18 protein-coding genes and 2 tRNA genes are annotated in these 25,923 nt (G+C 59.1%); 10 read left to right on the top strand and 10 right to left on the bottom strand.

All coding sequences use genetic code 11. From position 1 onward, the window contains the following. Positions 1–4: 4 nt before the first annotated feature. Positions 5–1,762: an ATP-binding protein gene (locus tag NNA36_RS07955; protein WP_255106072.1), complete on the top strand. Its 1,758-nt coding sequence runs from the start codon at positions 5–7 to the stop codon at positions 1,760–1,762. Further along, positions 1,759–2,985: a sigma-54 dependent transcriptional regulator gene (locus NNA36_RS07960; RefSeq protein WP_255106075.1), complete on the top strand. Its 1,227-nt coding sequence runs from the start codon at positions 1,759–1,761 to the stop codon at positions 2,983–2,985. Before NNA36_RS07955 ends, NNA36_RS07960 begins: the two co-directional genes overlap by 4 nt. On the opposite strand, the gene NNA36_RS07965 is transcribed toward NNA36_RS07960, so the two are convergent. Both NNA36_RS07965 and NNA36_RS07970 read right to left on the bottom strand, forming a co-directional pair. Further along, the gene (locus tag NNA36_RS07965; RefSeq protein ID WP_255106077.1) at positions 2,982–4,070 is read right to left on the bottom strand and encodes a fatty acid desaturase; all 1,089 of its coding nucleotides are present in this window, start codon (positions 4,068–4,070) and stop codon (positions 2,982–2,984) included. The genes NNA36_RS07960 and NNA36_RS07965 overlap by 4 nt on opposite strands. A gap of 46 nt (positions 4,071–4,116) precedes the next feature. Beyond that, entirely contained in the window at positions 4,117–5,079 is a 963-nt protein-coding gene (locus NNA36_RS07970; RefSeq protein ID WP_255106080.1) for a hypothetical protein, read from the bottom strand. Between the two features lie 361 nt (positions 5,080–5,440). Between NNA36_RS07970 and NNA36_RS07975 the strand changes: the two genes are divergently transcribed. From NNA36_RS07975 to NNA36_RS07985, 3 genes are all read left to right on the top strand, one after another. After that, entirely contained in the window at positions 5,441–6,445 is a 1,005-nt protein-coding gene (locus NNA36_RS07975; protein WP_255106082.1) for a DctP family TRAP transporter solute-binding subunit, read from the top strand. 90 nt (positions 6,446–6,535) lie between these two features. Beyond that, entirely contained in the window at positions 6,536–7,201 is a 666-nt protein-coding gene (locus NNA36_RS07980) for a TRAP transporter small permease (RefSeq protein ID WP_255106083.1), read from the top strand. Continuing rightward, the gene (locus tag NNA36_RS07985) at positions 7,201–8,580 is read left to right on the top strand and encodes a TRAP transporter large permease (RefSeq protein WP_255106084.1); all 1,380 of its coding nucleotides are present in this window, start codon (positions 7,201–7,203) and stop codon (positions 8,578–8,580) included. The genes NNA36_RS07980 and NNA36_RS07985 overlap by 1 nt, the downstream gene beginning before the upstream one ends. Before the next feature lie 73 nt (positions 8,581–8,653). Here NNA36_RS07985 and tpiA read toward each other — a convergent pair whose 3' ends face one another. From tpiA to NNA36_RS08010, 5 genes are all read right to left on the bottom strand, one after another. After that, positions 8,654–9,394 carry a triose-phosphate isomerase gene (gene tpiA, locus NNA36_RS07990; protein WP_255106085.1) on the bottom strand — a complete coding sequence of 247 codons (741 nt, stop codon included), beginning with the start codon at positions 9,392–9,394 and terminating at the stop codon, positions 8,654–8,656. A gap of 171 nt (positions 9,395–9,565) precedes the next feature. Continuing rightward, positions 9,566–9,916 (bottom strand): iron-sulfur cluster assembly accessory protein, encoded by a 351-nt coding sequence (locus NNA36_RS07995; protein WP_255106086.1) that lies wholly within the window; start codon positions 9,914–9,916, stop codon positions 9,566–9,568. A 28-nt stretch (positions 9,917–9,944) separates the two neighbouring features. After that, positions 9,945–10,307, bottom strand: a complete 363-nt coding sequence (locus tag NNA36_RS08000; protein WP_255106087.1) for an SUF system Fe-S cluster assembly protein — start codon at positions 10,305–10,307, stop codon at positions 9,945–9,947. Between the two features lie 184 nt (positions 10,308–10,491). Then, on the bottom strand, positions 10,492–10,767 hold the full coding sequence (locus tag NNA36_RS08005; RefSeq protein WP_255106088.1) for an NfeD family protein: 276 nt from the start codon (positions 10,765–10,767) through the stop codon (positions 10,492–10,494). After that, positions 10,767–11,657, bottom strand: coding sequence for an SPFH domain-containing protein (locus NNA36_RS08010; protein ID WP_255106089.1), 891 nt, complete (start codon positions 11,655–11,657; stop codon positions 10,767–10,769). The genes NNA36_RS08005 and NNA36_RS08010 overlap by 1 nt, the downstream gene beginning before the upstream one ends. A gap of 107 nt (positions 11,658–11,764) precedes the next feature. Between NNA36_RS08010 and tgt the strand changes: the two genes are divergently transcribed. Next, positions 11,765–12,895, top strand: coding sequence for a tRNA guanosine(34) transglycosylase Tgt (tgt, locus tag NNA36_RS08015; protein ID WP_255106091.1), 1,131 nt, complete (start codon positions 11,765–11,767; stop codon positions 12,893–12,895). A gap of 2 nt (positions 12,896–12,897) precedes the next feature. Here the strand turns inward: tgt and NNA36_RS08020 are convergent, their stop codons facing one another. Then, the gene (locus NNA36_RS08020) at positions 12,898–13,866 is read right to left on the bottom strand and encodes a glycosyltransferase (protein ID WP_255106093.1); all 969 of its coding nucleotides are present in this window, start codon (positions 13,864–13,866) and stop codon (positions 12,898–12,900) included. Between the two features lie 259 nt (positions 13,867–14,125). Between NNA36_RS08020 and lon the strand changes: the two genes are divergently transcribed. The 4 genes from lon to NNA36_RS08040 all read left to right on the top strand — a co-directional run bounded on the left by lon (position 14,126) and on the right by NNA36_RS08040 (position 17,436). Then, positions 14,126–16,522: an endopeptidase La gene (gene lon / locus NNA36_RS08025; protein ID WP_255106096.1), complete on the top strand. Its 2,397-nt coding sequence runs from the start codon at positions 14,126–14,128 to the stop codon at positions 16,520–16,522. 148 nt (positions 16,523–16,670) lie between these two features. Further along, positions 16,671–17,096, top strand: coding sequence for an HU family DNA-binding protein (locus NNA36_RS08030; RefSeq protein ID WP_255106098.1), 426 nt, complete (start codon positions 16,671–16,673; stop codon positions 17,094–17,096). 18 nt (positions 17,097–17,114) lie between these two features. Next, positions 17,115–17,189 (top strand) — tRNA-Val (locus NNA36_RS08035). Positions 17,190–17,360: 171 nt separating this feature from the next. Then, positions 17,361–17,436: transfer RNA gene (locus tag NNA36_RS08040), tRNA-Val, on the top strand. 124 nt (positions 17,437–17,560) lie between these two features. Here NNA36_RS08040 and NNA36_RS08045 read toward each other — a convergent pair. After that, the gene (locus NNA36_RS08045; RefSeq protein WP_255106099.1) at positions 17,561–19,795 is read right to left on the bottom strand and encodes a M10 family metallopeptidase; all 2,235 of its coding nucleotides are present in this window, start codon (positions 19,793–19,795) and stop codon (positions 17,561–17,563) included. A 220-nt stretch (positions 19,796–20,015) separates the two neighbouring features. Continuing rightward, positions 20,016–25,784: a M10 family metallopeptidase gene (locus NNA36_RS08050; RefSeq protein WP_255106102.1), complete on the bottom strand. Its 5,769-nt coding sequence runs from the start codon at positions 25,782–25,784 to the stop codon at positions 20,016–20,018. Positions 25,785–25,923: the final 139 nt, after the last annotated feature.

A 25,923-nucleotide genomic window follows, 5' to 3' on the forward strand; every position in this document is an offset into this window, starting at 1 on the left:
GGGCATGAAGACCTGGATGCGCCACCGTTTCATGATTCTGCTTGTGTTTGTCATCGTCATGGTGGCGGCCTCGGCGACGGTTTGGCGCTTGGGATACAGGCAGGCGCTGACGCAGCTTGTCGAACAGGGCGAGTCTGATCTCGCTCTTGCGGCGGACAGGCTTACGGCGCAGCTTCAGCGGTATCAGGAGCTTGCGGTTCTGATGTCCTCGCACCCGGTGCTGACGGACCTTGTAGAGGGGCGGGGTAGCGCCAGGGATGCGCGGATGCTGCTTCTGGATGCCGCCGACAAGACGACCGCGTTGAATATCATGTTCGCCGATATCAATGGGCGGGTGCTTGTGTCTGCCTTTGAAGGGCCGGACGAGTCGCTTGTGAAAACGCCCTATTTCATGCGCGCGATGCACGGTGCCCTTGGGACGCATCATGGTGTGTCGAGCAAGGATGGTAGGCGGGCGTTCTTTTATGCCGCCCCGAGCTTTGCCGCTGACGGGCATGTGCAGGGCGTGCTGATTGTCAGTGTTGATGTAGCTGACGTGGAGGACAACTGGCGAGGGGACGGTCCCGCGGTGTTCTTCGTGGATCAGGCCGGGCTTGTTTTCATCACCAACCGCTCTGAATTGTTGCTCTGGGAGCGGCGTGATGGCGATGTCGGGCTGGTGCCACCAAGAGGCGCAGCGCCGCCGTTCAGGGCCTATACGCAGGCGGGCCATGAACTCTGGAGACTGGATTGGGGGGACTATGTGCCCAAGCGGGGTCTGCACCTTGTTCAACCGCTGCCGATCATCGACCTGATCGGAGAGGCGGTGATTGATGTTTCCCCTGCGCAAAGACTTGCCGGGTTGCAGGCTGCTGTTGTTGCAGCGTTGATCCTGGCCTTTGGGGTCTTTCTCTATCAGGCGATGCAGCGAAGACAGGTCCTTGCCGAAGCCAATGCGATTTTGGAAGAACGCGTTGCCATGCGTACCCGCGCCCTTTCGGAGACCAACGTTCAGCTGCGCCGCGAGATCACGGAGCGTCAGGAAGCCGAGAAGGCGTTGAAGAAGGCGCAGGAGGAGCTTGTTCAGGCCGAGAAGCTGAGCGCATTGGGGCAGATGTCGGCGGGTATCAGCCATGAACTCAACCAGCCCCTGATGGCGATCCGCCAGTTTGCCGAGAACGGGGCCTTGTTCCTGCAACGTGGCAAGGATGAGGTGGCCTCGGATAACCTGAGCCGGATTTCCGAGATGGCTGCCCGTATGGCGCGGATCATCAAGAACCTGCGCGCCTTTGCCCGCAACGAAAGCGAGCCGATGGGGAAGGTGGACCTCGTGCAGGTGATCAATACGGCGGTCGAGTTGACGACGCCGAGGCTCAGGGCGGATCGGGTGTTGATGGAATGGAACCCCCAATCATACGGCGGGGCGGTGCTTGCATGGGGGGGCGAGGTGCGTCTGGCGCAGGTTTTCGTGAACCTGATCAACAACGCGGCTGATGCGATGATGGAGCAGGAGGACAGGCGTATCAGTATCTCGATTGAAAATGCCGAGCGTTTGTCTGTTTCCGTGCGAGACATCGGGCCGGGGATTGAAGACCCGGAAAAGATGTTCGAGCCTTTCTATTCAACCAAGGCGGTAGGCAGTTCGGAAGGTATGGGGCTTGGACTTTCGATCTCTTATGGCCTTGTCGAAAGCTTTGGTGGGCGTATCCGTGGCACTAATACCGAGAAGGGGGCCATGTTCACGGTTGAGCTTGATCCCTGGAACGAGGAAAAGGCGGCATGACGACCAAGGTTCTTGTAGTAGACGACGATGCCGATGTGCGCGAGGCGCTCAAGCAGACGATCGAGCTTGCCGATCTGGATGCGACGGCGGCGGGCAGTTTTATCGAAGCCAAGGATCACATTCTGCGTGATTTTCCCGGTGTGATCGTTTCGGACATCCGGATGCCAGGGCGGGACGGTTTCCATCTTTTAACCTATACGCAGGATGTCGACCCGGAGTTGCCCGTGATCCTTCTGACCGGAGAAGGCGATATTCCGATGGCCGTCTCTGCGATGGGCAAAGGGGCTTTCGGTTTTCTTGAAAAACCCTGTGCGCCGAAAGACCTGATCGGGGTAGTGGAAAGGGCCTTGAAGACCCGGGGTCTTGTTCTCGAGAACCGGCGCTTGAAGCTGCAACTCGAAACCGGGGATCCGGCGGCGAGGATGTTGTTTGGCACCTCTGGTCTTGCCAATGACCTGCGCGGTCGTGTGCGATCGGTTGCGCGAACCACGGCTGAAGTTCTGGTCACGGGTCAGCAAGGGGTCGGTATTTCCAAGGTCGCGGAAGTTGTCCACCTGTGTTCGCCACTTTCGAAGGGTCCATTTGGCAAGCATTCGGCGGCGGGTATGGATGTCGGACGCTTTCAGGAGGCGGTGGCTGCCGCCGCTTCCGGCAGTCTGTTTCTGGATGAGATCACCGCCATGCCGATGGAGACGCAGTTTGCACTGGTGACCCTGATGGAGCAGGGGGATCACCCGCGCCTGATCTTTGGCAGCACCGCCAATCTCAAGGCGGCGGTGGATGATGGCAGGCTGCATGGCGAACTGTTTTATCGGCTGGATGCCATGCAGGTGCGTATTCCGTCCCTTGCCGAACGCCCCGAGGATATTCCGGTGTTGTTCCGCCACTATGTTGCGCAGGCGGCAGAGCAGGCTGGATTGGTGGCGCCCGAGATCACGCCGGATGTGATTGCGGATATCATGGCGCGTGACTGGCCGGGCAATGCCCGCGCGTTGATGAGCGTTGCGATGCGCTTTGCGCTGGGCCTGCACGACGAAAGCGAAACCGAAGGCGCGCTGGGCCTTGCGGAACAGATGGCGCAGGTAGAGCGGTCATTGCTGCAAGAGGCGCTTCGGCGGGCGCAGGGGCGTGCGGCGGCGGCGGCTGAGGCGCTGAAGCTGCCACGTAAGACGTTCTATGACAAGCTGGCCAAACACGGTCTGCGACCCGAGGATTTCCGCTAGGTCTTGAGGGCTGTGTCCCGTCCTTCGCAGCGGGCGGACTGGTCGTGTTCGTGGATTTCCAAAGCACGGCTGGCGGTGAAGTCGTTTTTCACGTGGTCCCACCAGCAACCGAGGTAGGATTTCGCCGCCTCGGCATGAAAGACCTCGGGCGCCCCCCTGTGCAGGGCCGGCAGGCGGGTCCAGGCGACGTTCGGAAAGCTGTGGTGCTCGTTGTGGTAGCCGGTGTTGAACAGCAGCCAGTTGATAGGGCCATAGGTGGAACGGGTCGGATTGACGTCGTCCGTGCCGGGATGTTCGCTGAGCGACTGGCCGAGGTTGGAGATGCCCATCTTTCCAAGAAAGAAAGACAGCGACCACAGGTGGTAGAGTAGAGCCCAAGGCCCCAATAGGGCAATCATCGCGATGTTAGACAGGATCGAAACCGCGATGAAGGGGCGCATTTCCGATGATGTGGGACGGGTGCCGGTAAAGCGATCTACCGGATCGCTGATCGGCCGGCCGGATGCCCAGGCGTTCAGTCGCGGCAGAATGACGTCTGCCAGCATGAAGCCCAAGGGCAGTGAGTGAATGACGAGGGTTATGAGGGTCAGCGCACGCTGGCGTTTTGGTGTTGTGCGAATGACGTGTTGTCTGGCCTGCAGGGCGCAGATGTCTTCGTGTTCGTAATCCCGTTCGTAGTCTCCGACAAAGGGATGATGGCTCGTGATGTGCTGATGCTGGTAGATCAGTTGCTTGCCGTAGGACGTGAGGATGAATTCCAGCGCGAGGTCAAAGCCCAGTTTGGCACGCGGTTCGCGAAACACCAGTTTGTGGCAGGTTTCGTGGATGAGCGACGCGGCCGAGTGGTAGACGAGCTGGCCAACCAGAAAGGCCGAGAGGCCGATGACGATGATGCCGGCATCCGATACCAGCCACGCGATTCCCCAATGCACCGCGAGAAGGATCGGCAGAGCCAAAGCCGTGCGCGGATCAGGGCCGGAAAGGCCGGCAAGTTCGGGGTGGGCCTTTACCGCGTCTCGGCGCATGTCATTGTGACGGCGTGACTGCGGGGAAATGCCGTGTTTCGAAGCTGGCTCTTGTGTCATTTCCGAAATGGTATCCCTTCAATACTGGATGTCGGACTATAGGCGGCTAGGCGGGAAATTCCCAAGGGGCTGGATTGGGAAACCAGGATTCCAACTGTCTTTTTACCATGGTTTCCACCTTTGGGTTCGGAGTGTCGCCAAAGCTGTCGTTCAGCGTGATGCTCATAGGCTTGCGCCGGTTGATGCGATTGATTTGATACCAAGTCCAAAGTCTGAGGTTCTCGACCGAGGCGTATCCCTGAACCTTGTTGCTAAGGGCAGACGGCGCGAGGCTGGCTGCGCCGGTTTCCAGCGCCAGATGGCGGGCGAGAAACTCGGGCGGAATGGTGTTGCCCGAGCGAAACTTTGCGGTGCGCGTAGTCTCGACCAGATCAGAGAATTCCTGACACATCAGGTCCATCTGGTCACAGTCGAGGATTTGCGGGCCGTGAATGATGTGGCGGCGGGTCATTGCCCCGAACCGCTTGGTCAGGGCGTCGTCGGCATTGGCGAGCGACAGGTTCCACGGACTGGCGGTTGCCGTGTCCAGCTTGCAGTGCGGGACGACCTTGCGGCTCTCCAGATGAACCCATGGGCGGCCATCGGGTGCATACATTGCATCCATCAGATCATCCGAGTTCGCCAGCACGTCATCCTCGAAATAGAGAAACTGGCGGGACACTCCGGGCAGGAGGTGAAGGTGCGAAACGATGCAGAACGAGTTGAAGGTTGGCAGGTGCCGCGCGGCGATAACGTCGTCGTGGTGAACGAGCTTGATCCTTGGGTGACTCGTGTCCAGCCAGGAGGGCACCTGTGGGCGGCAGGAAAAGATGTAGATCGACCGCACATCCGGCAGATGCAGCCAGACCGACCTGAGCGAGTAGCGAAGAGTGTCCAGATTGTCGCGCGTGCGATTGGGATCGCTGTCGCGCGGGGCGTCTGCATAGTGTGCAAGCGTGTCTGAATAGCCGGGAAAGCTGTCGTCCACCCAGGTGTAGACAAGGTCAATTGGTTGGTTTGGAATGTTCATTCTTACGTGCCGAATTCGACCAACTATTTCGTGATATTCCGAGATTTGCAAGTATTGGTCGCCGCGAAGTGGCCTTGAATTCTGATCGGGATTGCGATTTGCGTCGAGGGAAAGTTGTGCGAAATTCCGCACAACTGCTCCGGGCGATGTGCGAAAAATCGCACAACATTGATTTTTGCGAATGCCGGAATTGCGAGAGACGCATGGCAAAAAACTGAAAACAAACAGTTTTTGGGCACTTCGCCAAAAGTTCAAACAAAGTGTTGAGCGAGATTTCTTGGATTGTCACTGTTTTGTCGTCCCGGTCCGTGATGGGCCGGATGAAAGTTTTTGGATTGGAAACCCCTGGGAGGAGACACCAATGAAATTCCTGACAACTGCAGCCACCGCACTGGCTCTTACCGTGACTGCCGGCACCGCCGTTCAGGCCGCTTGCGACGAAGGCGAGATCGTCATCAAGTTCAGCCACGTGACCAACACCGACAAGCACCCCAAAGGCATTGCTGCCTCGCTGCTTGAACAGCGCGTCAACGACGAGATGAACGGTAAGGCCTGCATGGAAGTCTTCCCGAACTCGACCCTCTACAATGACAACAAAGTTCTGGAAGCGATGCTGCAAGGCGACGTACAGCTTGCTGCACCCTCGCTGTCGAAGTTCGAAAAGTTCACCAAACAGTTCCGCATCTTTGACCTTCCGTTCATGTTCAAGGACGTGAACGCGGTTGACGCTTTCCAAGCTTCGGAAAACGGTCAGGCGCTGCTGGACTCGATGCAACGCCGCGGTCTGCAAGGTCTGGCCTATTGGCACAATGGCATGAAGCAGATGTCGGCCAACAAGCCGCTGGTCTCGCCGACTGATGCAAACGGCCTGAAGTTCCGTGTTCAGTCTTCGGACGTTCTGGTTGCCCAAATGGAAGCCATTGGTGGTTCGCCCCAGAAAATGGCCTTCTCGGAAGTCTACGGTGCGCTGCAACAGGGCGTCGTTGACGGCCAAGAGAACACCTGGTCGAACATCTACGGCAAGAAGTTCTTTGAAGTTCAGGACGGCGTGACCGAAACCAACCACGGTATCATCGACTACCTCGTTGTGACCTCGGTTGACTGGCTGGACAGCCTTGACGCCGACGTGCGTGACCAGTTCCTGACCATCCTTGGCGAAGTCACCGCAGTCCGTAACTCGGAATCGACCGCTGTGAACAACGCAGCGAAACAGTCGATCGTTGATGCAGGTGGCACTATTCGCACCCTGACCGCCGAGCAGCGCCAGGAGTGGGTCGACACAATGCGTCCGGTCTGGGACAAGTTCTCGAAAGACGTGGGTCAAGAAAACATCGACGCGGCGCAAGCCATCAACGCGTCCATGTAATCGCGTCGGCGCCCCGGCAATCGGGGCGTCACACTATGGGCGGGCCAACGAGTCCGCCCTTTTTTCAACAAAAATCGGGGACATGAGGACATGCAACACAAGCATAGCTTTGTGGACCGGATCGAGGAGACGCTGATCGCGATCCTCCTGGGGCTGATGACGGTGATCACATTCGCCAACGTCATTGCCCGGTTCGGGTTCAATTCTAACATTCTGTGGGCGCTGGAACTTACCGTGTTCCTGTTCGGCTGGCTGGTCCTGCTGGGCGCGTCATACGCAGTCAAAAAGCACAGCCACCTGGGCGTGGATGCGATCCTGAACATGGTATCGCCCGCCGTCGCCCGCGTGCTGGGCCTGATTTCCGTGGCAGCCTGCCTGCTGTTCGCGGTGTTCATGGTCAAGGGCGCCTATGATTACTGGGCTGTTTTCGCGGATCTGCCGCCGACAACGGGGCGCTGGTTCCCCACTGGATTTGCAGAGAAATTCCGCTCGCAAAGCTTCTATGAAGTTCAGGACGTGCCGATGGTCGGCTTCCTGCGTTTCCTCGAAGACTTGATCAACTACGGCGATGAATACGAGAAACTGCCAAAGGTCGTGCCTTATCTGGTGTTGCCGGTTTCGATGGCGCTTCTCTTGTTCCGCTTCATTCAGGCCGGTCTCCAGATCTGGCGTGGGGAAACCGACCGTCTGGTGGCGAGCCATGAGGTCGAAGACGAGATTGAAGAAGTGCGTGCACTTCAAGGGGAGCATGACTGATGGACGTGGTACTTCTTTTTGGCATGGTCATCGGCCTGTTGCTGATCGGCGTGCCGATCGCGGTCAGCCTTGGCCTGAGCTCGATCCTGTTCCTGTTGTTCTTCTCGGACGCGACGCTTGCGTCGGTTGCAGGTACTCTTTTCGAAGCCTTTGAAGGGCACTTTACCCTTTTGGCGATCCCGTTCTTCATCCTGGCATCGTCCTTTATGACAACAGGCGGCGTTGCGCGGCGGATCATCCGGTTCTCGATTGCCTGTGTGGGGCACCTTCCCGGTGGTCTGGCAATTGCTGGCGTCTTTGCCTGCATGATGTTTGCAGCCCTTTCAGGCTCTTCTCCGGCAACGGTTGTGGCGATCGGTTCGATCGTGATCGCGGGGATGCGTCAGGTGGGCTACTCGAAAGAGTTTGCCGCTGGTGTGATCTGTAACGCGGGTACGCTGGGCATCCTGATCCCGCCGTCGATCGTGATGGTTGTTTACGCCGCTGCCGTTGAAGTTTCGGTTGGTCGCATGTTCCTTGCGGGCGTCATTCCGGGCCTTATGGCCGGTCTGATGCTGATGATCACGATCTACGTGATCGCCAAGGTCAAGAACCTGCCGAAAGGCGAATGGCAAGGCGTTGGTGAAATCGTACAGTCTGGCCGCGAAGCGGGCTGGGGCCTGTTCCTGATCGTCATCATCCTTGGTGGTATCTATGGTGGTATCTTTACGCCGACAGAAGCGGCGGCTGTTGCGGCTGTCTATGCCTTCCTGATCGCGTCCTTCATCTACAAGGACATGGGTCCGCTGTCGGAAGGTGCGAATGGCGGACAGAAAAGCAACCTGCTGCGCAAGCCGATTGCCCTGTTCACGGCGTGGATCCACCCCGACACCAAACACACCCTGTTTGAAGCCGGTAAGCTGACTGTCACGCTGCTCTTTGTGATCGCCAACGCGTTGATCCTGAAGCATGTTCTGACTGAACAGCAAGTGCCGCAGCATATTGCGGGTGCGATGCTTTCGGCGGGTTTTGGCCCGGTCATGTTCCTTATCGTGGTCAACATCATTCTGCTTATCGGCGGGCAGTTCATGGAGCCTTCGGGTCTTCTCGTGATCGTTGCACCGCTGGTGTTCCCGATTGCCATCGAACTGGGTATCGACCCGATTCACCTTGGTATCATCATGGTGGTGAACATGGAGATCGGGATGATCACGCCACCGGTGGGGCTGAACCTCTTCGTGACCTCCGGTGTGGCCGGAATGCCGATGATGAGCGTTGTGCGGGCCGCGTTGCCGTTCCTGGCCGTGCTCTTCGTCTTCCTGATCATGGTGACCTACATCCCGTGGCTGTCGACGTTCCTGCCGAACACCTTCATGGGACCAGAGATCATTACCAAGTAGATTGGGTACGAGTAAAAGAAACGGCCCCGGAGTTTTCCGGGGCCGTTTTGCTTTGTGGGAATGCGGTGCCGGATCAGGCCGCGTCGAGTGCGTCGATGATGGCCTGGAAGTCCGTGGCCTTGAGGCTTGCGCCTCCGACCAGCGCGCCATCGACGTTCGAAACCGCAAAGATTTCCGTGGCGTTTGAGGGCTTTACCGACCCGCCATAAAGAATGCGGATCGCGTTGCCGTCTTCGCCGAACCGCGCGACGAGCTTGGCGCGGATGAAATCATGCACCTCGGCAATCTGCTCGAGCGTGGGGATCAGGCCTGTGCCGATGGCCCAGATGGGTTCATAGGCGATCACGGTGTTTGCGCCTGTGGCGGCGTCCGGGGTCGAGCCCTCAAGCTGGGTGCCGATCACGTCCAGGGTTTCGCCCGCTTCGCGTTGGGCCAGGCTTTCGCCAAGGCAGATGATCGACGTCAGACCAGCGGCCCAGATGGCCTCGGCCTTGGTGCGCACAAGCGCGTCGGTTTCGCCGTGGTCCTCGCGGCGTTCGGAGTGGCCGACGATGACCGACGTGGCACCCGCGTCCGCCAGCATTTCCGCCGAAACGTCGCCGGTGTGGGCGCCTGAGGTGGCAGTGTGGCAATCCTGACCGCCAATCGCGATTCCTCCGGATACCCCGGCAGCTTGCGCGACAAGGGTTAACGGCGGACAAATCAGGCGGTCGGTTTGGCTTGGGGCAGGGGCGGCGGCGAGGGCGGTGAGTTCTGCGAGAGAGGCCTTGAGGCCGTTCATTTTCCAGTTGCCTGCTGCCAGTTTGCGCCGCATGTCATTCCCCTGATGAGTTGATTTCGGCCCTGTTTTCGTGGGTTGGGAGGGGCGCGTCAAGGGCGCTGTGCGTCGCGTCGGTGGATTGGTGGCAGGGCGCAAACGAAAAAGGCGCCGTGGGGCGCCTTTGAAGTGTACTTTGTTTCCGGAAACCGTTTGGCGGTCAGGGGCTTACATGCCCTCGAACTTGATCGATTCCCCGCAGCCGCAGGCCTCGGTGACGTTCGGGTTGTTGAACTTGAAACCGGCCTCAAGCAGCGAAACCTCGTAGTCGATTTCGGTGCCGAACAGGAACATCTGGGCCATGGGTGCGATCATGATGCGCGCGCCGTCCTGTTCGACGACCTCGTCATGCGGGTCGGTCGTCTCGACGTATTCCATGGTGTATTCCATGCCGGCGCAGCCGCCTTTCTTGACGCCGATGCGCAGTCCTGCGTGGCCTTCCTTGGCCATCAGTTTTGAAATCTGCGCCGCAGCGGCAGAGGTCATGGTTACAGCTTGTTTTCCGGGAATGCCAAACATCAGCTTTCCTTCTCAACACGTTGACAGATCACATGAAACCCAGCTCGAGGCGGGCTTCGTCAGACATCATTTCCATGCCCCACGGCGGCGACCAGACCAGATCGACGGTTACGGTGCGAACGCCCTGGACACCGGCGCAGGCCTCTTGAACCCAGCCCGGCATTTCGCCCGCAACCGGACAGCCCGGCGCGGTCAGGGTCATGATGACGTTCACGTCGTTTTCGTCATTGGCCTCAATGGTATAGACCAGTCCGAGGTCGTAGATGTTTACCGGGATCTCGGGGTCGTAGACGCTCCGGCATGCCTCGACCAGCGCTTCGTGAAGCGGGTGGTCGGTGGTCGACGGGGCGATCAGCGGTGTGCCTTCTACGGGATCCGTTGCGTGGGTCATTGGGGTATCCTGCATCATTCCTGAGCGAACATATAGGATTTATCATTCGCAAGGTCCAGAGGGCGAAAAAAACGATGTCGGTATTACGTCGGTATTACGGAGGTATTGCGGAGGTGCGATTTGGACGAAACACGAAGAAACCGCGCCAGTGGGGCGCGGTTTCAGGAAGCTCTATTAGAAAGGGTTAATCGTTGATGTCGTGATCGAAGGTCTTGGGTTTGCTGCCGGGAAGGGCAAAGACCCGACGCAGGACCAGCCATGCGATCAGGGACAGGGCCGCGAAGATCAGGATCAGGACCGGTACCGACAGGAGCTGGGCCGGCCCCAGAAGCATCAGGCCGACGATGGCCGCGCCGATGGCAAAGCCGAGAAACACGAAACCCGGCGCCAGAACTTCGAGGATCGCAAGACCAAGGGCGGCGGCGATCCAGACCCACCACGTTGTCATGATGCCGGACATTAGGCACCTCCCTTCAGGAGTTTGAAGGCATCGCCGAAGGCTTCGAGGGCGGCGGCCGGAACAACGATGGTTTGTTTGCCGTTGCCGTTGCCCAGAGCATTCAGTGATTCCACCTGTTTCAGCGCGACTTGATACTGGGCGGCCTCGATGCCGTTTTCTGCAATGGCCTTGGCGACGACTTCGGTGGCATAGGCTTCGGCGTCGGCCTGAACGCGGCGGGCCTTGGCGGCCTGTTCGGCGGCGTAGAGTTCGGCGTCGGCCTGAAGTTCGACCGAGCGTTTCTGGCCCTCGGCCTCGGTGACCTGTGCGCGGCGGGCGCGTTCGGCGTTCAGCTGTTGCAGCATGGCTTCGCGTGTGGCCTTGTCGAGGTTCACATCAAGAATTTCCGCGCGGGTCACTTCGATGCCCCAGTCATCCACGGCGTCTTCGACGGCGGATTTGATGGTCGAGATCAGTTGCGAGCGGTTGGCCTGAACCTCGTCGAGGTCCATCTTGCCGATCTCGGCGCGTACGATGCCGGCCACGGTGGTGGCGATGGCAGAATCGGCGTTGCGGATGCGGTAGACGGTCTTTTCCGGTTCGGTGATGCGATAGAAGACGGATGTTTCCACTTGCAGGAGGACGTTGTCCTTGGTGATGGCGTCCTGACTTGCCGTCGGAAGCTGGCGTTCGAGGATGGAAATCTGGTGGCGGACCACGTCGAGGAAGGGCACGACAAAGTTGATGCCGGGGTTCAGAACCGAATGCAGGCGGCCAAAGCGTTCGACAACGTGCTTTTCGGATTGCGAGACGATGCGTACCCCCTTGAGGATGACCAGGATCAGGAAGATCGCGGCCAGAATGTAGATGATATTACTGGTCAAAAGGTCCAAAATGAGCTCTTCGGTCATGAAATTCCTCCGTACTTTTACCCCTGACGAATATGTGATGGGATCAAGGGTGTTTTACAAGTCACCGCAATTGTGGTTGGAGGGGAGAAAACCCAGAAAGGTATCAGATGACAACCCGGTTTTCCTTTGAACTGCAGGCCACCGATGGCAAGGCGCGGACGGGGGTGATTTCCACGCCGCGTGGTGACATACGCACGCCGGCCTTTATGCCGGTGGGGACGGCGGCGACGGTCAAGGCGATGATGCCCGAAAGCGTGCGGGCGACCGGTGCGGATATTCTCCTGGGAAATACCTATCACCTGATGCTGCGTCCGACGGCAGAGCGGATTGATCGGCTGGGCGGGTTGCACAAGTTCATGAACTGGGAGCGGCCGATCCTGACCGATAGCGGCGGTTTTCAGGTGATGTCACTGGCGGGGCTGCGCAAGCTGACCGAGAAGGGGGTGACCTTCAAGAGCCATATCGACGGGTCAAAACACGAGCTGACGCCGGAACGGTCGATGGAGATCCAGCGCTTGCTGGGATCGGACATCGTGATGTGTTTCGACGAATGTCCGGCGCTGCCGGCGGATCGCAAGCGGATTGCCGAGTCGATGCAGCTGTCGATGCGGTGGGCCGCGCGCTCAAAAGAGGCGTTCGGGGATCGTCCGGGCCACGCGCTGTTCGGGATCATGCAGGGCGGTCTTGAGCAGGACATGCGCGAGGAGAGCGCAGAGGCGCTGAAGGAGATCGGCTTTGAAGGTTACGCGGTTGGGGGTCTGGCCGTGGGGGAAGGGCAGGACGCGATGTTCGACTGTCTTGACTATGCGCCCGGTTTCCTGCCGGAAGACAAGCCGCGTTACCTGATGGGTGTGGGCAAGCCCGATGACATTGTTGGCGCTGTTGCGCGTGGGATCGACATGATGGACTGCGTCTTGCCGTCGCGGTCAGGGCGTACGGGGCAGGTGTTCACGCGTCATGGCGTGGTGAACATCAAGAACGCGCGCCATGCGGATGATCCGCGCCCGCTTGATGAACACTGCACATGTCCGGCCTGTTCGAACTACAGCCGTGCGTATCTTCACCATGTGTTCCGGTCGAACGAGATGATTTCGGGGATGCTGCTGACCTGGCACAACCTGCACTATTTCCAGGAAATCATGCAGGGGATGCGGGATGCTATTGCCGCGGGCACGTTCGAGGCGTGGCAGGCCGAGTTCCATGCGCAGCGTGCCGAGGGCGATATCGAGCCGCTTTAAGGTTAGTCTTGGCCTGGCCCAGGGACGCCTTCGGGCAGCCTGTCGAGGCGGTTCAGCAGGCCATCAAGGATCGCGCGGCGCAGGAGGCGTCTGTAGGTGGGGGCCTCTTCACCGTAGTGACGGGCGGCGGCAAACCAGCGGGGCAGGCGCAGGGCCAGCAGGACAGGGGCCAGAAGGCCGGCGGCGCCGCGATAGACCAGAATGCCGTTGCGATAGTTGTAATAGGCCTTCCAGACCGGTTTGTAGATCCGCAGGCCGGTTTCGAAGGTGGCGCAGTCGTGTTCGAACCGGATGGCGGGCAGGAACCCGATACGCAGGCCAGCACGGCTGAGGCGCAGGGCGTAAAGCTGGTCGTCGCCATAGAGAAACAGGCGCGGGTCGGGATAGCCGATGCGGGCGATGGCCTTGGCAGAGACGAAGAAGCCGACAAAGGATGTCATCTGAACCTGCCTTGGCGGGGCATCGGGGGCATACGCCGTATCGGAGAGGCGGAAGCCGCGGATGCTTTGCAGAAATGCCGGTAAGGAGCGGAAAGGGTTCAGGAGGGGACGGTTCATTTCGCAAATCTCGCCGTCCGGGTAGGTCACGGCGGCGGCGATGGCATCCCATTGTGCGTCGAGGTGCTGGCGGAACTGATCGAAAGCGCCCGCGAAGGGGCGGGCGTCATCGTCCATCACGACCAGCCAGTCCGGCGAGAATGTTTCGATCGCGGCCTGCATCCCCAGAGCAAAGCCTCCTGCGCCGCCAAGGTTATGTTCCGAAAGGATAATATGGGTTGTCTCGTCCGCCTGTTGCGCAAGCCATGAACGGGTTTCCGCGTCTGATCCGTTGTCGACAACCACGATGAAATCGGCCTTTTCCGCACGCAGGCGGGACAAGGTCTCGCGCAGGTGTTGTGGTCGATTCATCGTCACGACAATGGCGGCCAGTGTCGGGGAGACCGATGGGGAAGAGGAGGTATCTGGGGACATGGGGGCCGTAAAGTCGCGGGTCGTGCCAAGGATAGCGGGCGGGATTTTGGCTGTCCAGTAAGCGGGGGCGCGGGTTTTTTCCCATTTTCCGGATTCGCGCCTTGTAGGTGCCTTGCGGGACAGGCATTGTGGTTCGACCAAAGAGGCACGGTTGAAACGATGGGGGATGTGCCCCACCTATGATATCGTGAGGAAACGGAAACGACCGATGGCTGCCGAAGTCGGGGCCTGTGTTGTTTTGCTAGAACAAGGACTGAGTATGCAAGAGCCTCTCAATTCATCCTATCCGGTGCTTCCACTGCGCGATATCGTTGTGTTCCCGCACATGATTGTTCCGCTGTTCGTGGGCCGTGACAAATCTGTACGTGCGCTGGAAGAGGTGATGCAGGATGACAAGCAAATCCTGCTGTCGAGCCAGATTGACCCCGCGGAGGACGATCCGCAGGCAGATGGTATTTACCGCGCCGGTGTGCTGGCCAATGTGCTTCAGCTGCTGAAATTGCCCGACGGCACCGTGAAGGTGCTTGTCGAAGGCGTGTCGCGCGTGGAGATCACCCAATTCATCGAGAACGAGTCGTTCTTCGAGGCCGAGGCCGAGTATCTGACCGAGATGCCGGGCGACGCGGCCACCATCGAGGCGCTGTTGCGGACCGTCGCGGACGAGTTCGAGCGCTATGCCAAGGTGAAAAAGAACATCCCCGAAGAGGCGCTTTCGGCCGTGGCCGAGACCCTTGAACCGGCGAAACTTGCCGATCTCGTGGCAGGGCACCTGGGCATCGAGGTGGACCAGAAGCAGGAACTTCTGGAGACGCTTTCGGTAAGCGAACGCCTTGAGAAGGTCTATGGCCTGATGCAGGGCGAAATGAGCGTTCTGCAGGTCGAGAAGAAGATCAAGACCCGCGTCAAGAGCCAGATGGAGCGCACCCAGCGCGAGTACTATCTGAATGAGCAGATGAAGGCCATTCAGAAGGAGCTTGGCGACGGGGAAGAGGGCGCGAACGAGATCGCGGAACTCGAAGAGAAAATCGCCGAGACCAAGCTTTCGAAAGAGGCCAAGGAAAAGGCCGAGGCGGAACTCAAGAAGCTTCGCAACATGTCGCCGATGTCGGCGGAAGCCACGGTTGTGCGCAACTATCTCGACTGGATGCTGTCGATCCCGTGGGGCAAGCGCAGCCGCGTCAAGAAAGACCTGAACCGGGCGCAGGATGTGCTTGATACGGATCACTATGGCCTTGAGAAGGTGAAGGAACGCATTGTCGAGTATCTCGCGGTGCAACAGCGTTCGCAAAAGCTGCGCGGCCCGATCCTGTGTCTGGTTGGCCCTCCGGGCGTTGGTAAGACTTCGCTTGGCAAATCGGTGGCCAAGGCCACGGGGCGCGAGTTCATTCGTATCAGCCTTGGTGGCGTGCGTGATGAAAGCGAAATTCGCGGTCACCGCCGGACGTATATCGGCTCGATGCCGGGTAAGATCATTCAGGCGCTGAAGAAGGCGAAAACCACCAACCCGCTGATCTTGCTGGATGAAATCGACAAGATGGGACAGGATTTCCGCGGCGATCCGGCCTCGGCGATGCTGGAGGTGCTTGATCCGGAACAGAACTCGACCTTTGTGGACCACTATCTTGAAGTGGAATACGACCTGTCGAACGTGATGTTCCTGACCACGGCGAATAGCTATAACATGCCGGGTCCGCTTCTGGACCGGATGGAGATCATCTCGCTTGCAGGGTACACCGAAGACGAGAAAGCCGAGATCGCGACCCGTCACCTGATCCCCAAGCAGGTCAAGAACCATGGTCTGAAGGCCAAGGAGTTTCTGCTTGAGCCGGAAGCTCTGCAGGAGATGATCCGCACCTACACCCGCGAGGCGGGCGTGCGGAACCTTGAACGCGAGCTGGGCAAGCTGGCGCGGAAGGCCGTGACCAAGATCGTCAAGAGCGAGACAGAGTCGGTTCATGTGACGCCGGAAAACCTTGATGATTTCCTTGGCGTGAAGAAGTTCCGTTATGGTCTGGCCGAAAAAGAGGATCAGGTGGGTGTTGTCACCGGTCTGGCCTGGACCAGCGTGGGCGGCGATCTGCTGCACATCGAGGCGCTGAAACTGCCGGGCAAGGGTCGGATGAAGACCACCGGTAAGCTGGGCGATGTGATGAAGGAATCAATCGACGCGGCCTCGAGCTATGTGCGGTCGATCTCGCCGAAGATCGGTGTGAAGCCGCCCGAGTTCGAGAAGTTCGACATCCACGTGCACGTTCCCGATGGGGCAACGCCCAAGGATGGCCCTTCGGCGGGTCTTGCGATGGTGACGTCGATCGTGTCGGTGCTGACCGGTATTCCGGTGCGCAAGGATATCGCCATGACGGGCGAGGTTTCCCTGCGCGGCAACGCGATGCCGATTGGCGGTCTCAAGGAGAAACTCCTGGCGGCGCTGCGCGGTGGTATCAAAACCGTACTGATCCCCGAGGAGAACGAAAAGGACCTGGCCGATATTCCGGACAACGTGAAGGAAGGGCTTGAGATCATTCCTGTTACCCATGTGTCGGAAGTGCTCAAGCTGGCGCTTGTTGGCGAGCCGGAAGCGGTGGAATGGGACGAGGCGGCGGAAGTCGCGGCGGCCCTGGCCAAGGAAGCAGGGGCAGGCGCCACGGCCCACTGATCCTGACCTGATTGGAAAATGAACAGCGCGGGGGAGACCCCGCGCTTTTTCTTTTTCAGCGGCTGCCTTGCGTCTGGGGTAGGGTAGCCACATGCCCCCACACCTGTTAACTTTCCCTTAATTGAGTGAACAGTGAGGGCAGCGGGTCATGGCCAAGTCGACCACAACGAAACCGAAAACCACCAAGACGACCACGACGCGAAAGCGGACCACAACCAAACGTACGACGTCGACCAAGACCGCCAAGGCGCCAGAGCCTGTCGTTGTGGCCGAGGTCGTGCCTGAAGTCAGTGCGCCGGAACTGAAAAAGGTGGAGTTGATCGACGCCGTGGTCGAACGGACAGGTGTCAAAAAACGCGATGCGAAACCGGCAATCGAGGCGGCACTGGCGCTGATGGGTGAGGCGCTTGCAGAGGGGCGTGATCTCAACATTCGTCCGTTGGGCAAGGTCAAGGTGAAGCGCAAGAAGGAGCTTGCAAACGGGTCTGTATTGGTTGCGCGTATTCGCCAGCCGAAGATCGAGGAAAAAGCGGCGGACACCGAGAGTGATGGGGTTGCGGACGCTGCGGAGTGAGTCTAGGAAGCGCGAACCGGGTGATTAGCTCAGTGGTAGAGCGCTTCGTTCACATCGAAGATGTCAGGAGTTCAAATCTCTTATCACCCACCATGTTTCCGGGCGCTCCCCATTCGGGTTGAGCGCCCTTTTCTTTTTTTATCATGGGGTTAGCGTTTTCGTCCGGTAATGGGCGGACCGTTGGAAGAAATGTGAAACTTTTTCTATCTTCTGGCATTTTGCCTCTTGAACACCCCGATTCAGACCGATAAAAGGTCGCTCATCGGGTCGTTAGCTCAGTTGGTAGAGCGCTTCGTTTACACCGAAGATGTCGGGAGTTCGAGCCTCTCACGACCCACCATTTCCTCCCTGAAATATGCTCTTCCAACGAAGCACGTTGCTGTGTGCGTCGGTCTGTTTTCCATTCCTGCAAAACGAAAAAACCCGCCACGGGGGCGGGGTTGTGTTTGTTCGCTTGGGCAGGGTCAGAAGAGGAAGTCGTCTGCCGTGTAGCCACCGATGCCGTTCACGAGGTCGTCGTAGGACACCCCGACAAGGCGCACTGCCAAGAGGCCTCCGTTGATGACGAAGTCGCCTTCGGTCGAGGCGAAGCTGTGGTTGGTGATCAGGTCAGTGAAGTCGGCGATTTCGGTGATGCGGGAGAGGTCGATCTTTTCGGCGTTGTTGGCGCTGAAATCCGTGATGATTGAGGTGTTGTAGGCGTTGTGGAAGACAAAGGTGTCGTGGCCGCGTCCGCCGGTCAGTTGGGTTTGGGATCCGCCGTCAGAGATAATGAGGTCTGCCCCGTCACCGCCAACCACCAGGTCGGCGGATGAGCCGCCGTTCAGGGTGTCATCGCCCTGGTTGCCCTTGATGGTGTTGTTGCCGCTGGTTCCGTTGATGACGTCGTTGCCAGCACCACCCAGCAGTTGGTCGTCGCCGCTACCGCCGGTCAATTGGTCGTTGCCGTTGCCACCAAAGAGCTGGTCGTTGCCGGAACCGCCCCAGAGTTTGTCGCCACCGTCGTTGCCATAGAGGCTGTCATTGCCGTTGCCGCCATAGAGCAGGTCAGCGCCCTTGCCGCCATTGAGGATATCCGATCCGCCGTCGCCCCAAAGGCGGTCGCCGCCTGCGCCACCGCTCAGGCGGTCGTTGTTGCCTTGTCCCCAGAGGCGGTCAAAGCCGTCGCCGCCGTTCAGGGTGTCGTCGTGGGCACCGCCATAGAGCGAGTCGCGGCCGTCGCCGCCGAAGAGTTGGTCGTTCTGGCTGCCGCCCTGCAGTTCGTCGTCGCCACCGGCGCCTTTAAGGCTGTCCTTGCCCTTGAAACCAACGAGGATATTGGCGTTATCGTCGCCGGTCAGCGTGTCGGCCACCGTGCCGCCATGGGCGTTTTCGACGTTGCTGGCCGTTCCTTGGGTGGATTGCGAGCTGTAGGTGCCGAGATCGAGGTTGATCTGGACCGATTTCGTGAAGGCCGTGGCGTCGATCCAGTCGCTGCCATTGCCGCCGTCGAGCGTGTCGGTGGTAGTGTCGTCGGCAAGGGCAAAGCGGTCATCGCCTTCTTCGCCTTTCAGGGAATCATTGCCCTGGCCGCCTTCAAGCGTGTCGTTACCATCACCCCCAAGCAGGCTGTCGTTGCCAGCGCCGCCGCTGAGGTGGTTGTTGCCCACGTTGCCGGTGATCAAGTCATTGTTCGAGCCGCCGATTGCGTTCTCGATCAGAGAGCGTTGGTCCGAGTCGTGCAGCAGGGCGTTGAACAGGTGGCCACGGGCCATGTGGGTTTGGCGGGCTTCGTAGTAGCCAAGGTCGGCCCGCTGGAAATTGCCGCCAACGTTGAAGTCGGAATATTCGCCCGGGCGGAGGTCGATAGAGAGGCGCGTGGTGTAGTTCGACAGGTCATAGGTGTCGGTGCCGTCGCCATCCCAGAGGGTGCGGAAGGCGCGGTTGGAGGTTGAGTGCTCTTGCCCGACGCCGTTGACGAACATCTGCCCGGTAGAGGTGCTGAAGGTATAGACCGTGTCCGAGGCATTGAAGGCGAAGTTTGCGCCGTAGAGGTACTGGATCGCCGCGATGTCGTACATCATCGGGGTTTGGGGGGCGTCGCCATCCTGGAAGTTCACAAAGCCCGAAGTGTCCCCGACATAGCTTGTGTAGGTCATGATCGAGTATTCGAAGGAATCGGTGTCGTAGGGCAGGTCGTAGATGCCCTCGTGGCCGTGTTCGAGACCCAGTGCGTGGCCGATCTCATGGCCGACGGTGTACCAGCTGTAGTTGCCGAAGGTCGGGGAATCCGTGTCGGGGCCGAACCACACGTCGCCAGCCGTTTCATCGCTCCAGGGATAGTAGGCGTAGGCCGTGTTGGGATCTTGCGAGTTGGCGAAACGGATTGTGGCTTCGCGGTCCTGGCTGAAACCCGTGCCGTCAAGTTCGACAAAGCTCAGGCCGGAGACATTGGCATACTGGTCGAGCCAATACTTGATGGCCGTGACCTGTTGCGTAGTGACGTGGCCAAAGGTGGAAAGGATGTTCGGAGTTGTCGCGTCGTTGTCGGGGTAGTCAGACGAATAGTCAAAGCGGCTGTTTGGGGTGCTCCAGGTGAGTTCATAGTCGGCCCACTTGTAATTGCTGACCAGTGCGTCGATGTGGGTTTCGCCGCTGAAACCTATGTAGCTGTAAGGGGTTGCGCCATAGTCGAAGAGGGAATCTGGTTCGTGGGCCATGCTGGATACTCGTACTCAAAGGTTGCCGTGTCAGTGCTGGCATTCGTGGTGTTGTGACGCCTTGTAGCGTCGGGCGCGACTTTGCCGATGTGTGGACGCAGGTGCAAGGGTGCATATGCCGATAGAGTCTACAAGGGGGAATTGGGGGCAGGAAGTTGCCGACATAGAAAAAGGGCCCCGGCCAATTGGCGGAGCCCTTTCCTGTTTTGTGGTGTCCGGATCAGAAGATGAAATCGTCTGCCGTGTAGCCATTCAAGCCGTTCAGGACATCGTTGTAGGCGACGCCTTGCAGCAGGATGGAGTTGGCGCCATCAACGATCATCGCGTCGCCGCCGGAATTCACCAGGTGGCTCGAGATGAGGTCGGCATAGTCCGTGATGGCAGTAACGCCAGCCAGGTTGATGTCTTCGCTGTCCACTTTGTTGAAGTCGGTAATGACGTCCTGACCAAAGCCGTCGCTGAAGACAAAGACATCAGCCTGGCTGCCACCGGTCAGCGTATCGTTGCCGTTGCCGCCATTCAGGAGATCGCTCCCGCCGCCGCCGCTCAACGCATCGCTGCCGTTGCCACCGGCGAGGGCGTCTTTGCCGCCAGATCCGTTCAGCTGATCGTTTCCGGCGTTGCCATTCAGGGTGTCGTTGCCGCCACCGCCAACGAGGGTATCGTTCTGGCTTCCGCCGTGCAGGATGTCGACACCGCCATTGCCAACGAGCGAGTCGTCGCCTGCGCCACCATCAAGGACGTCAGCCCCTTTTCCTCCAACGAGGGTGTCTTGATCGTTGCCGCCCGAGAGGGTGTCGTTGCCGTCATTGCCATACAGCTTGTCGTCGCCATCGTTGCCGGTGACGCTGTCGTTGCCGTCTCCGCCGATCAGGTTGTTACCGACATTGGAGCCAACAAGGATGTCGTTGCCGCTGCCGGTCGTCGCATGTTCGAAACCCGAGATGGCGTCGCCGGTTGCGTTGCCACCCGCCACAAGGCTGGCGTTGAGATCGACAAAGACATCCAGGGTGTCGGAGGCGTAAGACACGGTGTCGTTGCCCGCGCCACCATCCATGGAGTCGGCTCCGGCGCCACCACCAATCAGGTCGTTGCCGTCGCCGCCAAGGATGGTGTCATCCCCACCCTGACCGATCAGTTGATCGCTGAAGGTGCCGCCGTCGATGTAGTCGTTGCCAGTGCCGCCACGGATACTGTCCGCGCCTGCATCCCCGATGAGGGAGTCGTCATCCGAACCACCGTCCAGGGTGTCGGCTCCTATGCCACCCACAAGGGTATCGGCGCCGGAACTGCCGATCATCGAGTCCTGTCCGTCGCCACCTTGCAGGTTGTCAGCGCCATTTTTGCCAATGAGCGTGTCGTGGCCAGCACCACCGATCAGCGTGTTGGCCTGGCCCCACTTGCCGGCAAGCGAGTCGTTGCCGCTGCCGCCGATTGCCTGATTGAAGATGCCAAAGATAACATCGCCGGTTGCGTGCCCGCCTGAAACCGTGTTCGACCCAAGGTCAACGGATACACCGGCCGTGTCAGCCGCGTAGGACAGAGCGTTGTCGCCGGCTCCACCGTCAATCACGTCGGCGCCGCCGCCGCCTTCAATGGTGTCATGATGAGCACCGCCAAAGATCGTGTCGTTGCCGCCGCCACCCAGAAGGAGGTCGCTGTTTTCGCCGCCTTGGATAAGGTCATGGCCGCCACCGCCTTTGAGCGTGTCAAAGCCGTTGTCGCCAAGAAGGGTGTCGTTGCCGCCACCGCCAAGGAGCGAGTCGTTGCCCGAGCGGCCGTCAAGGATGTTGTCGTCGGCTGAGCCGACGACGGTATCCGCCTTGGTGCGGCCAATGAAGTTCTCGATGTTAAGGAAGGATTGGACCCCTTCGATCCCGCCGTTTTCGATGGTGCCGGCGACCATGTCGATCATCAGATCACCAAACGAATAGCCGCTTGCGTCGAAGGTATCTGTGCCGGTTCCGCCGTCGACGGAGTCGATGAATTCAGTACCGATAATCCGGAACAGGTCGTCTCCCGCTCCGCCATTGAGACTGTCGCTTTGGCTCCCGCCGAACAGGGTGTCGTTGCCATCGCCACCGAAGATCGTATCGGTCCCGGAGCTGCCGTCGAGCACGTCATTGCCATCGCCACCGTTGAGCAAGTCGTCGTCAACCCCTCCGTCCAGGGTGTCGTCGCCGCCTCCGCCGCTTAGCGTGTCATCGCCGAAACCACCAACCAGGCTGTTGTTACCCGTGGGGGAGGTTGCGATGATTTCATTGTTGGCACCGTCGCCGATCACGGACGCATGGCCACCAACCGTGACATTTTCGATGTTGGCCAGCGCGTCGCGGTTCGCTCCGCCTTCGGTTACAAAGCCGGTGCCAAGATTGAAGGTGATGTCTGCAAGCCAGCTGGTGCCGCTTGCATCGAGGTGGTCAATGCCGAGGCCGCCATCAAAACTGCCACCGATGGTTACGGCCGAGAAGGTGATGTCGTCGTCGCCGTCACCGCCATCGACCGTATTGATCCCGCCACCAGCATTGATTTCATCGTTCTGCGAGCTTCCGATGATGGTTTCGTTCGAGGCGTCGCCGTTGATGATGATGCGGTCGCCGGGATTGAAATTGTTCCAGTCCACGAAAGTCCAGCCCGAGAGATCAGCAATCACATAGTTTGTCAGGTCAATCTGGATCGTGTCGTCAGAACCCACGTTGTCATTACCATCAATCATGATGGTCTTGAGCTCAGTTGCGCCATCCAGTTCTTTCCCACTCAGGCGCAGTGTCTTGTCAACGTTGGACCCATCTGCGTCGAAACGGATGGTTTCGACGTAGGTTGTGTTCAGGCCGCGGAAATCGAACACGCCAGCACCGTTCAGGATCATATAGTCCGTGTCATCGCCGCCATATACGGCTTCGATGGTGCCGACGTCTGCCGCTGTGAAGTAAAAATAGTCGTTGCCGGCCCCCCCGGAGGCGGTGTCGTTGCCAGCACCACCGTAGATGTGGTCTGTGCCACTGCCACCAGTGAGGTTGTCGTTGCCGATCCCCCCCATGAGGGTATCAACCCCATCGCCGCCGTTCAGCGTGTCATTGCCGTCGCCGCCATCAAGAGAGTCGTTGTTGGCATCGCCCAGCAGACTGTCATTGCCAAGTCCACCAAGCAGGGTGTCATTGCCATCGCCGCCGGAAAGGGTGTCATTGTCGGCGCCGCCATCCAGCGAGTCGTTGTCTGTGCCGCCCAGAAGGCTATCGTCGCCCGCTTCGCCATTGAGGGTGTCGTTGCCGGCGTTGCCGTTCAGCGTGTCGTTGCCCGCGCCGCCATTCAGGAGGTCTGCGCCAGCGCCGCCGGACAATTCGTTGGCATCGGCGTTACCGGCAATGCTGTCACTGCCACCGCTTCCGACGACATTTTCGATGCTGACCAGATCGGCATAGTTTGTTGCCCCGATCATGGCCGTATTCGAGACAAGGCTGATCGCCCAGTTGCTGGAGCCGTAGCTGAAATCGACGGTGTCAATGCCAGCACCGCCATCTGCAAGATGACCGGCGCCGCCGAACCCGATGGATAGAACGTCATTGCCGTCTTCACCATAGAGTTTGTCTACGCCCGCGCCGCCGTTGAGTGTGTCGTTCCCCAAACCACCTTGAAGGACGTTGTTGTTGCCATCGCCCGTGATCGAGTCATTGCCGGAGCCGCCGATCACGTTTTCGATCGAAACAAGCGTGGCGTAGTTCGTCGCGACAAGTATCGCGCTGCCCGACGTCAGGTTGATGATCCAGCTGGCGTTGGAGTAGCTCCATGTTGCGGTGTCGTCGCCAACGCCGCCGTCCAGAACATGCCCAATGCCACCTGAGTCGATCGAAAGCAGGTCGTTGCCTCCCTGGCCGTACAACGTATCGACGCCAGAGCCGCCCAGCAGGGTATCATGACCGTTCCCGCCGTAGATCGTGTTGTTGGATGCGTTGCCGGTGACGCTGTCGTTGCCGCCGCCCATCACCGCGATTTCGAAGTTGGTATAGGATTCGCCGATGAAGTTCGTCAGGCCGGTGCCCATGTCGAACACATAGTTCCCGTTGTAGGCAGTGTGGTCGATGCGGTCGATCCCAACACCGCCATCCATGGTCTCAAGACCAATTCCGGACAACAGCGTGTCGTTACCGGCGTCACCGTAGTAGAGGCCGCCATCGCCGTCCGACGTCAGGCGGTCGTTGTTATTGCCGCCGCGCAGGGTGTCTTTGCCCGTGCCACCAATCAGCGTGTCGTTGCCATCGCCACCCAGAATCGAGTCATTGCCGGCATCGCCAAGGAGACTGTCGTTGCCGGAGAAGCCGTTCAGCGTGTCATTCCCGCCTTTGCCGTCGATGGTGTCGTCTTCGGTGGTGCCGGTGATGTTGTTGGCGCTGGAGCTGCCGTTGATGAAGATCTGGTCGTTCTGGCCACCCCAGTCCTGGAATACCCAGGAGGAGAAGTTCTTGTTCTGGCCATAGGACGTGCTGAAGTTGATGGTCAGTGTCTCGTCGGCACCAATAACCGCGTAACCATCGATGATAGTGCCGTCGCCCAACTCCTGTGCGTCGTCGAGTTCCTTGTTTGTCAGGATGAGGGACGTATCGGAGGCATTGAACCGGATTTCCTCAACATCGTCGAAGTTTGCCCCCGACAAGTCGAACGTCCCGGTCGCATTCAGGTCAACAGTGTCATTGCCGGAACCGCCATAAAAGAAATCGCTGTGCGTGCCAGCCACATCAAGTTCGAAGCTGTCGTTGCCTGATCCGCCATACATGGTGTCGGTGCCGGCCCCACCGATCAGTTGGTCATTCTGGTTGTTGCCGTAGAGTAGGTCATTGCCAGTGCCGCCACGAAGAGTGTCATTGCCGTCGTAGCCACGTAGCGTGTCGTTGCCGCCGCGTCCGTCGAGATTGTTGCGGGCATCATTGCCCCTGATGCTGTCATTGCCTGAACCGCCGATCGCGTTTTCGATCAGGGAGCGGGAATCATTGTTGTACTGAAGCGCGTTGAACAGGTGGCCGCGCGACATATGGGTGCCAGCGGCGACGCCCGCTTCGTTGCCCGCAAGGTCCGCGCGCTGGAAGTTGCCGCCTACATCAAAGTCAGACCAGCCACCTGGGGCGAGGTTGATGTGAAGATCCGTCGTATAGTTCGACAGGTCGTAGGTGTCGGTGCCGTTGCCGTCCCATACGGTACGGAAGACACGGTTGGCTCCCGAGGCGCCCTGACCGACGCCGTTGATGAACATCTCGCCAGTGGTCGTCGAGAAGGTGTAGGTGGTTGATCCGCTATTGGCACCGAAATTGGCGCCATAGAGATACTGGATCGCCGCGATGTCATACATCATCAGCGACTGCGGGTTATCCCAGGTGCCGTTGGTGTTGTAACCCGCGTTCTCGCCCACGTAGTTGGTGTAGGTCATAATCGAGAATTCGCTGGAATCGAGCGAGTAGGGCAGCTGGTTGGTGCCTTCGTGGCCGTGTTTGAGGCCAAGGGCGTGACCAAGCTCGTGACCGACGGTTACGAAGTCGAAATCGCCAAAGTCGGGGTCATCCCCGGTTGAGCCGAACCAGACATCGCCTCCGGTTTCGTTGGAGCTTGGATAATAGCCATAGGCGGTGGAGGGATCGTCGGAGTTGGCGAAGCGGATGGTGGCTTCCTGATCTTCGTCCTGGGCACCTGGGGCGCCGTCCAGTTCGGTAAAGGTCAGGCCGGACACGAGCGCAAATTGCTCGGTCCAGTAAACGATTGCATCATTCTGCTTGGCCGTGGTGGTGGAAAACGTGTCCAGAATGTCCGGTGTCGCGGCGTTGTCGTCGGGATAGCCGGAGCTGTAGTCGGCCGAAACACTGGGTGTGGACCATGTGAGGTTGAAGTCGCTCCATCTATCGCCATGAAGAAGGGCGTCGATCGCTGTTACGCCGCTAAGCGTAATGTTTTCATCAGATGGGGTCGCGCCAAAGTCAATGACGCCGTCCGGTTCGTGAGCCATTCTAGCCTCCAATAATATCTTTCAAAACCCAGATGACTTGCATCCGGGGCAAATCGTAAATTGATCGAGTGGTAAACTTTACGCCCGCGATTATGGGGAGGGGGCGCGTTATTTCAAAGTGTTTTTTTGTGACAATGTC

Origin of the sequence: Shimia sp. CNT1-13L.2 (genome assembly GCF_024331145.1) — a bacterium.
Classification (GTDB): Bacteria; Pseudomonadota; Alphaproteobacteria; order Rhodobacterales; family Rhodobacteraceae; genus Shimia.

Coding starts and splice junctions, on each gene's coding strand:
- NNA36_RS07955 (WP_255106072.1), top strand. CDS start 5: ATGAAGACCTGGATGCGCCACCGTTTCATGATTCTGCTTGTGTTTGTC.
- NNA36_RS07960 (WP_255106075.1), top strand. CDS start 1,759: ATGACGACCAAGGTTCTTGTAGTAGACGACGATGCCGATGTGCGCGAG.
- NNA36_RS07965 (WP_255106077.1), bottom strand. CDS start 4,070: ATGACACAAGAGCCAGCTTCGAAACACGGCATTTCCCCGCAGTCACGC.
- NNA36_RS07970 (WP_255106080.1), bottom strand. CDS start 5,079: ATGAACATTCCAAACCAACCAATTGACCTTGTCTACACCTGGGTGGAC.
- NNA36_RS07975 (WP_255106082.1), top strand. CDS start 5,441: ATGAAATTCCTGACAACTGCAGCCACCGCACTGGCTCTTACCGTGACT.
- NNA36_RS07980 (WP_255106083.1), top strand. CDS start 6,536: ATGCAACACAAGCATAGCTTTGTGGACCGGATCGAGGAGACGCTGATC.
- NNA36_RS07985 (WP_255106084.1), top strand. CDS start 7,201: ATGGACGTGGTACTTCTTTTTGGCATGGTCATCGGCCTGTTGCTGATC.
- tpiA (WP_255106085.1), bottom strand. CDS start 9,394: ATGCGGCGCAAACTGGCAGCAGGCAACTGGAAAATGAACGGCCTCAAG.
- NNA36_RS07995 (WP_255106086.1), bottom strand. CDS start 9,916: ATGTTTGGCATTCCCGGAAAACAAGCTGTAACCATGACCTCTGCCGCT.
- NNA36_RS08000 (WP_255106087.1), bottom strand. CDS start 10,307: ATGACCCACGCAACGGATCCCGTAGAAGGCACACCGCTGATCGCCCCG.
- NNA36_RS08005 (WP_255106088.1), bottom strand. CDS start 10,767: ATGTCCGGCATCATGACAACGTGGTGGGTCTGGATCGCCGCCGCCCTT.
- NNA36_RS08010 (WP_255106089.1), bottom strand. CDS start 11,657: ATGACCGAAGAGCTCATTTTGGACCTTTTGACCAGTAATATCATCTAC.
- tgt (WP_255106091.1), top strand. CDS start 11,765: ATGACAACCCGGTTTTCCTTTGAACTGCAGGCCACCGATGGCAAGGCG.
- NNA36_RS08020 (WP_255106093.1), bottom strand. CDS start 13,866: ATGTCCCCAGATACCTCCTCTTCCCCATCGGTCTCCCCGACACTGGCC.
- lon (WP_255106096.1), top strand. CDS start 14,126: ATGCAAGAGCCTCTCAATTCATCCTATCCGGTGCTTCCACTGCGCGAT.
- NNA36_RS08030 (WP_255106098.1), top strand. CDS start 16,671: ATGGCCAAGTCGACCACAACGAAACCGAAAACCACCAAGACGACCACG.
- NNA36_RS08045 (WP_255106099.1), bottom strand. CDS start 19,795: ATGGCCCACGAACCAGATTCCCTCTTCGACTATGGCGCAACCCCTTAC.
- NNA36_RS08050 (WP_255106102.1), bottom strand. CDS start 25,784: ATGGCTCACGAACCGGACGGCGTCATTGACTTTGGCGCGACCCCATCT.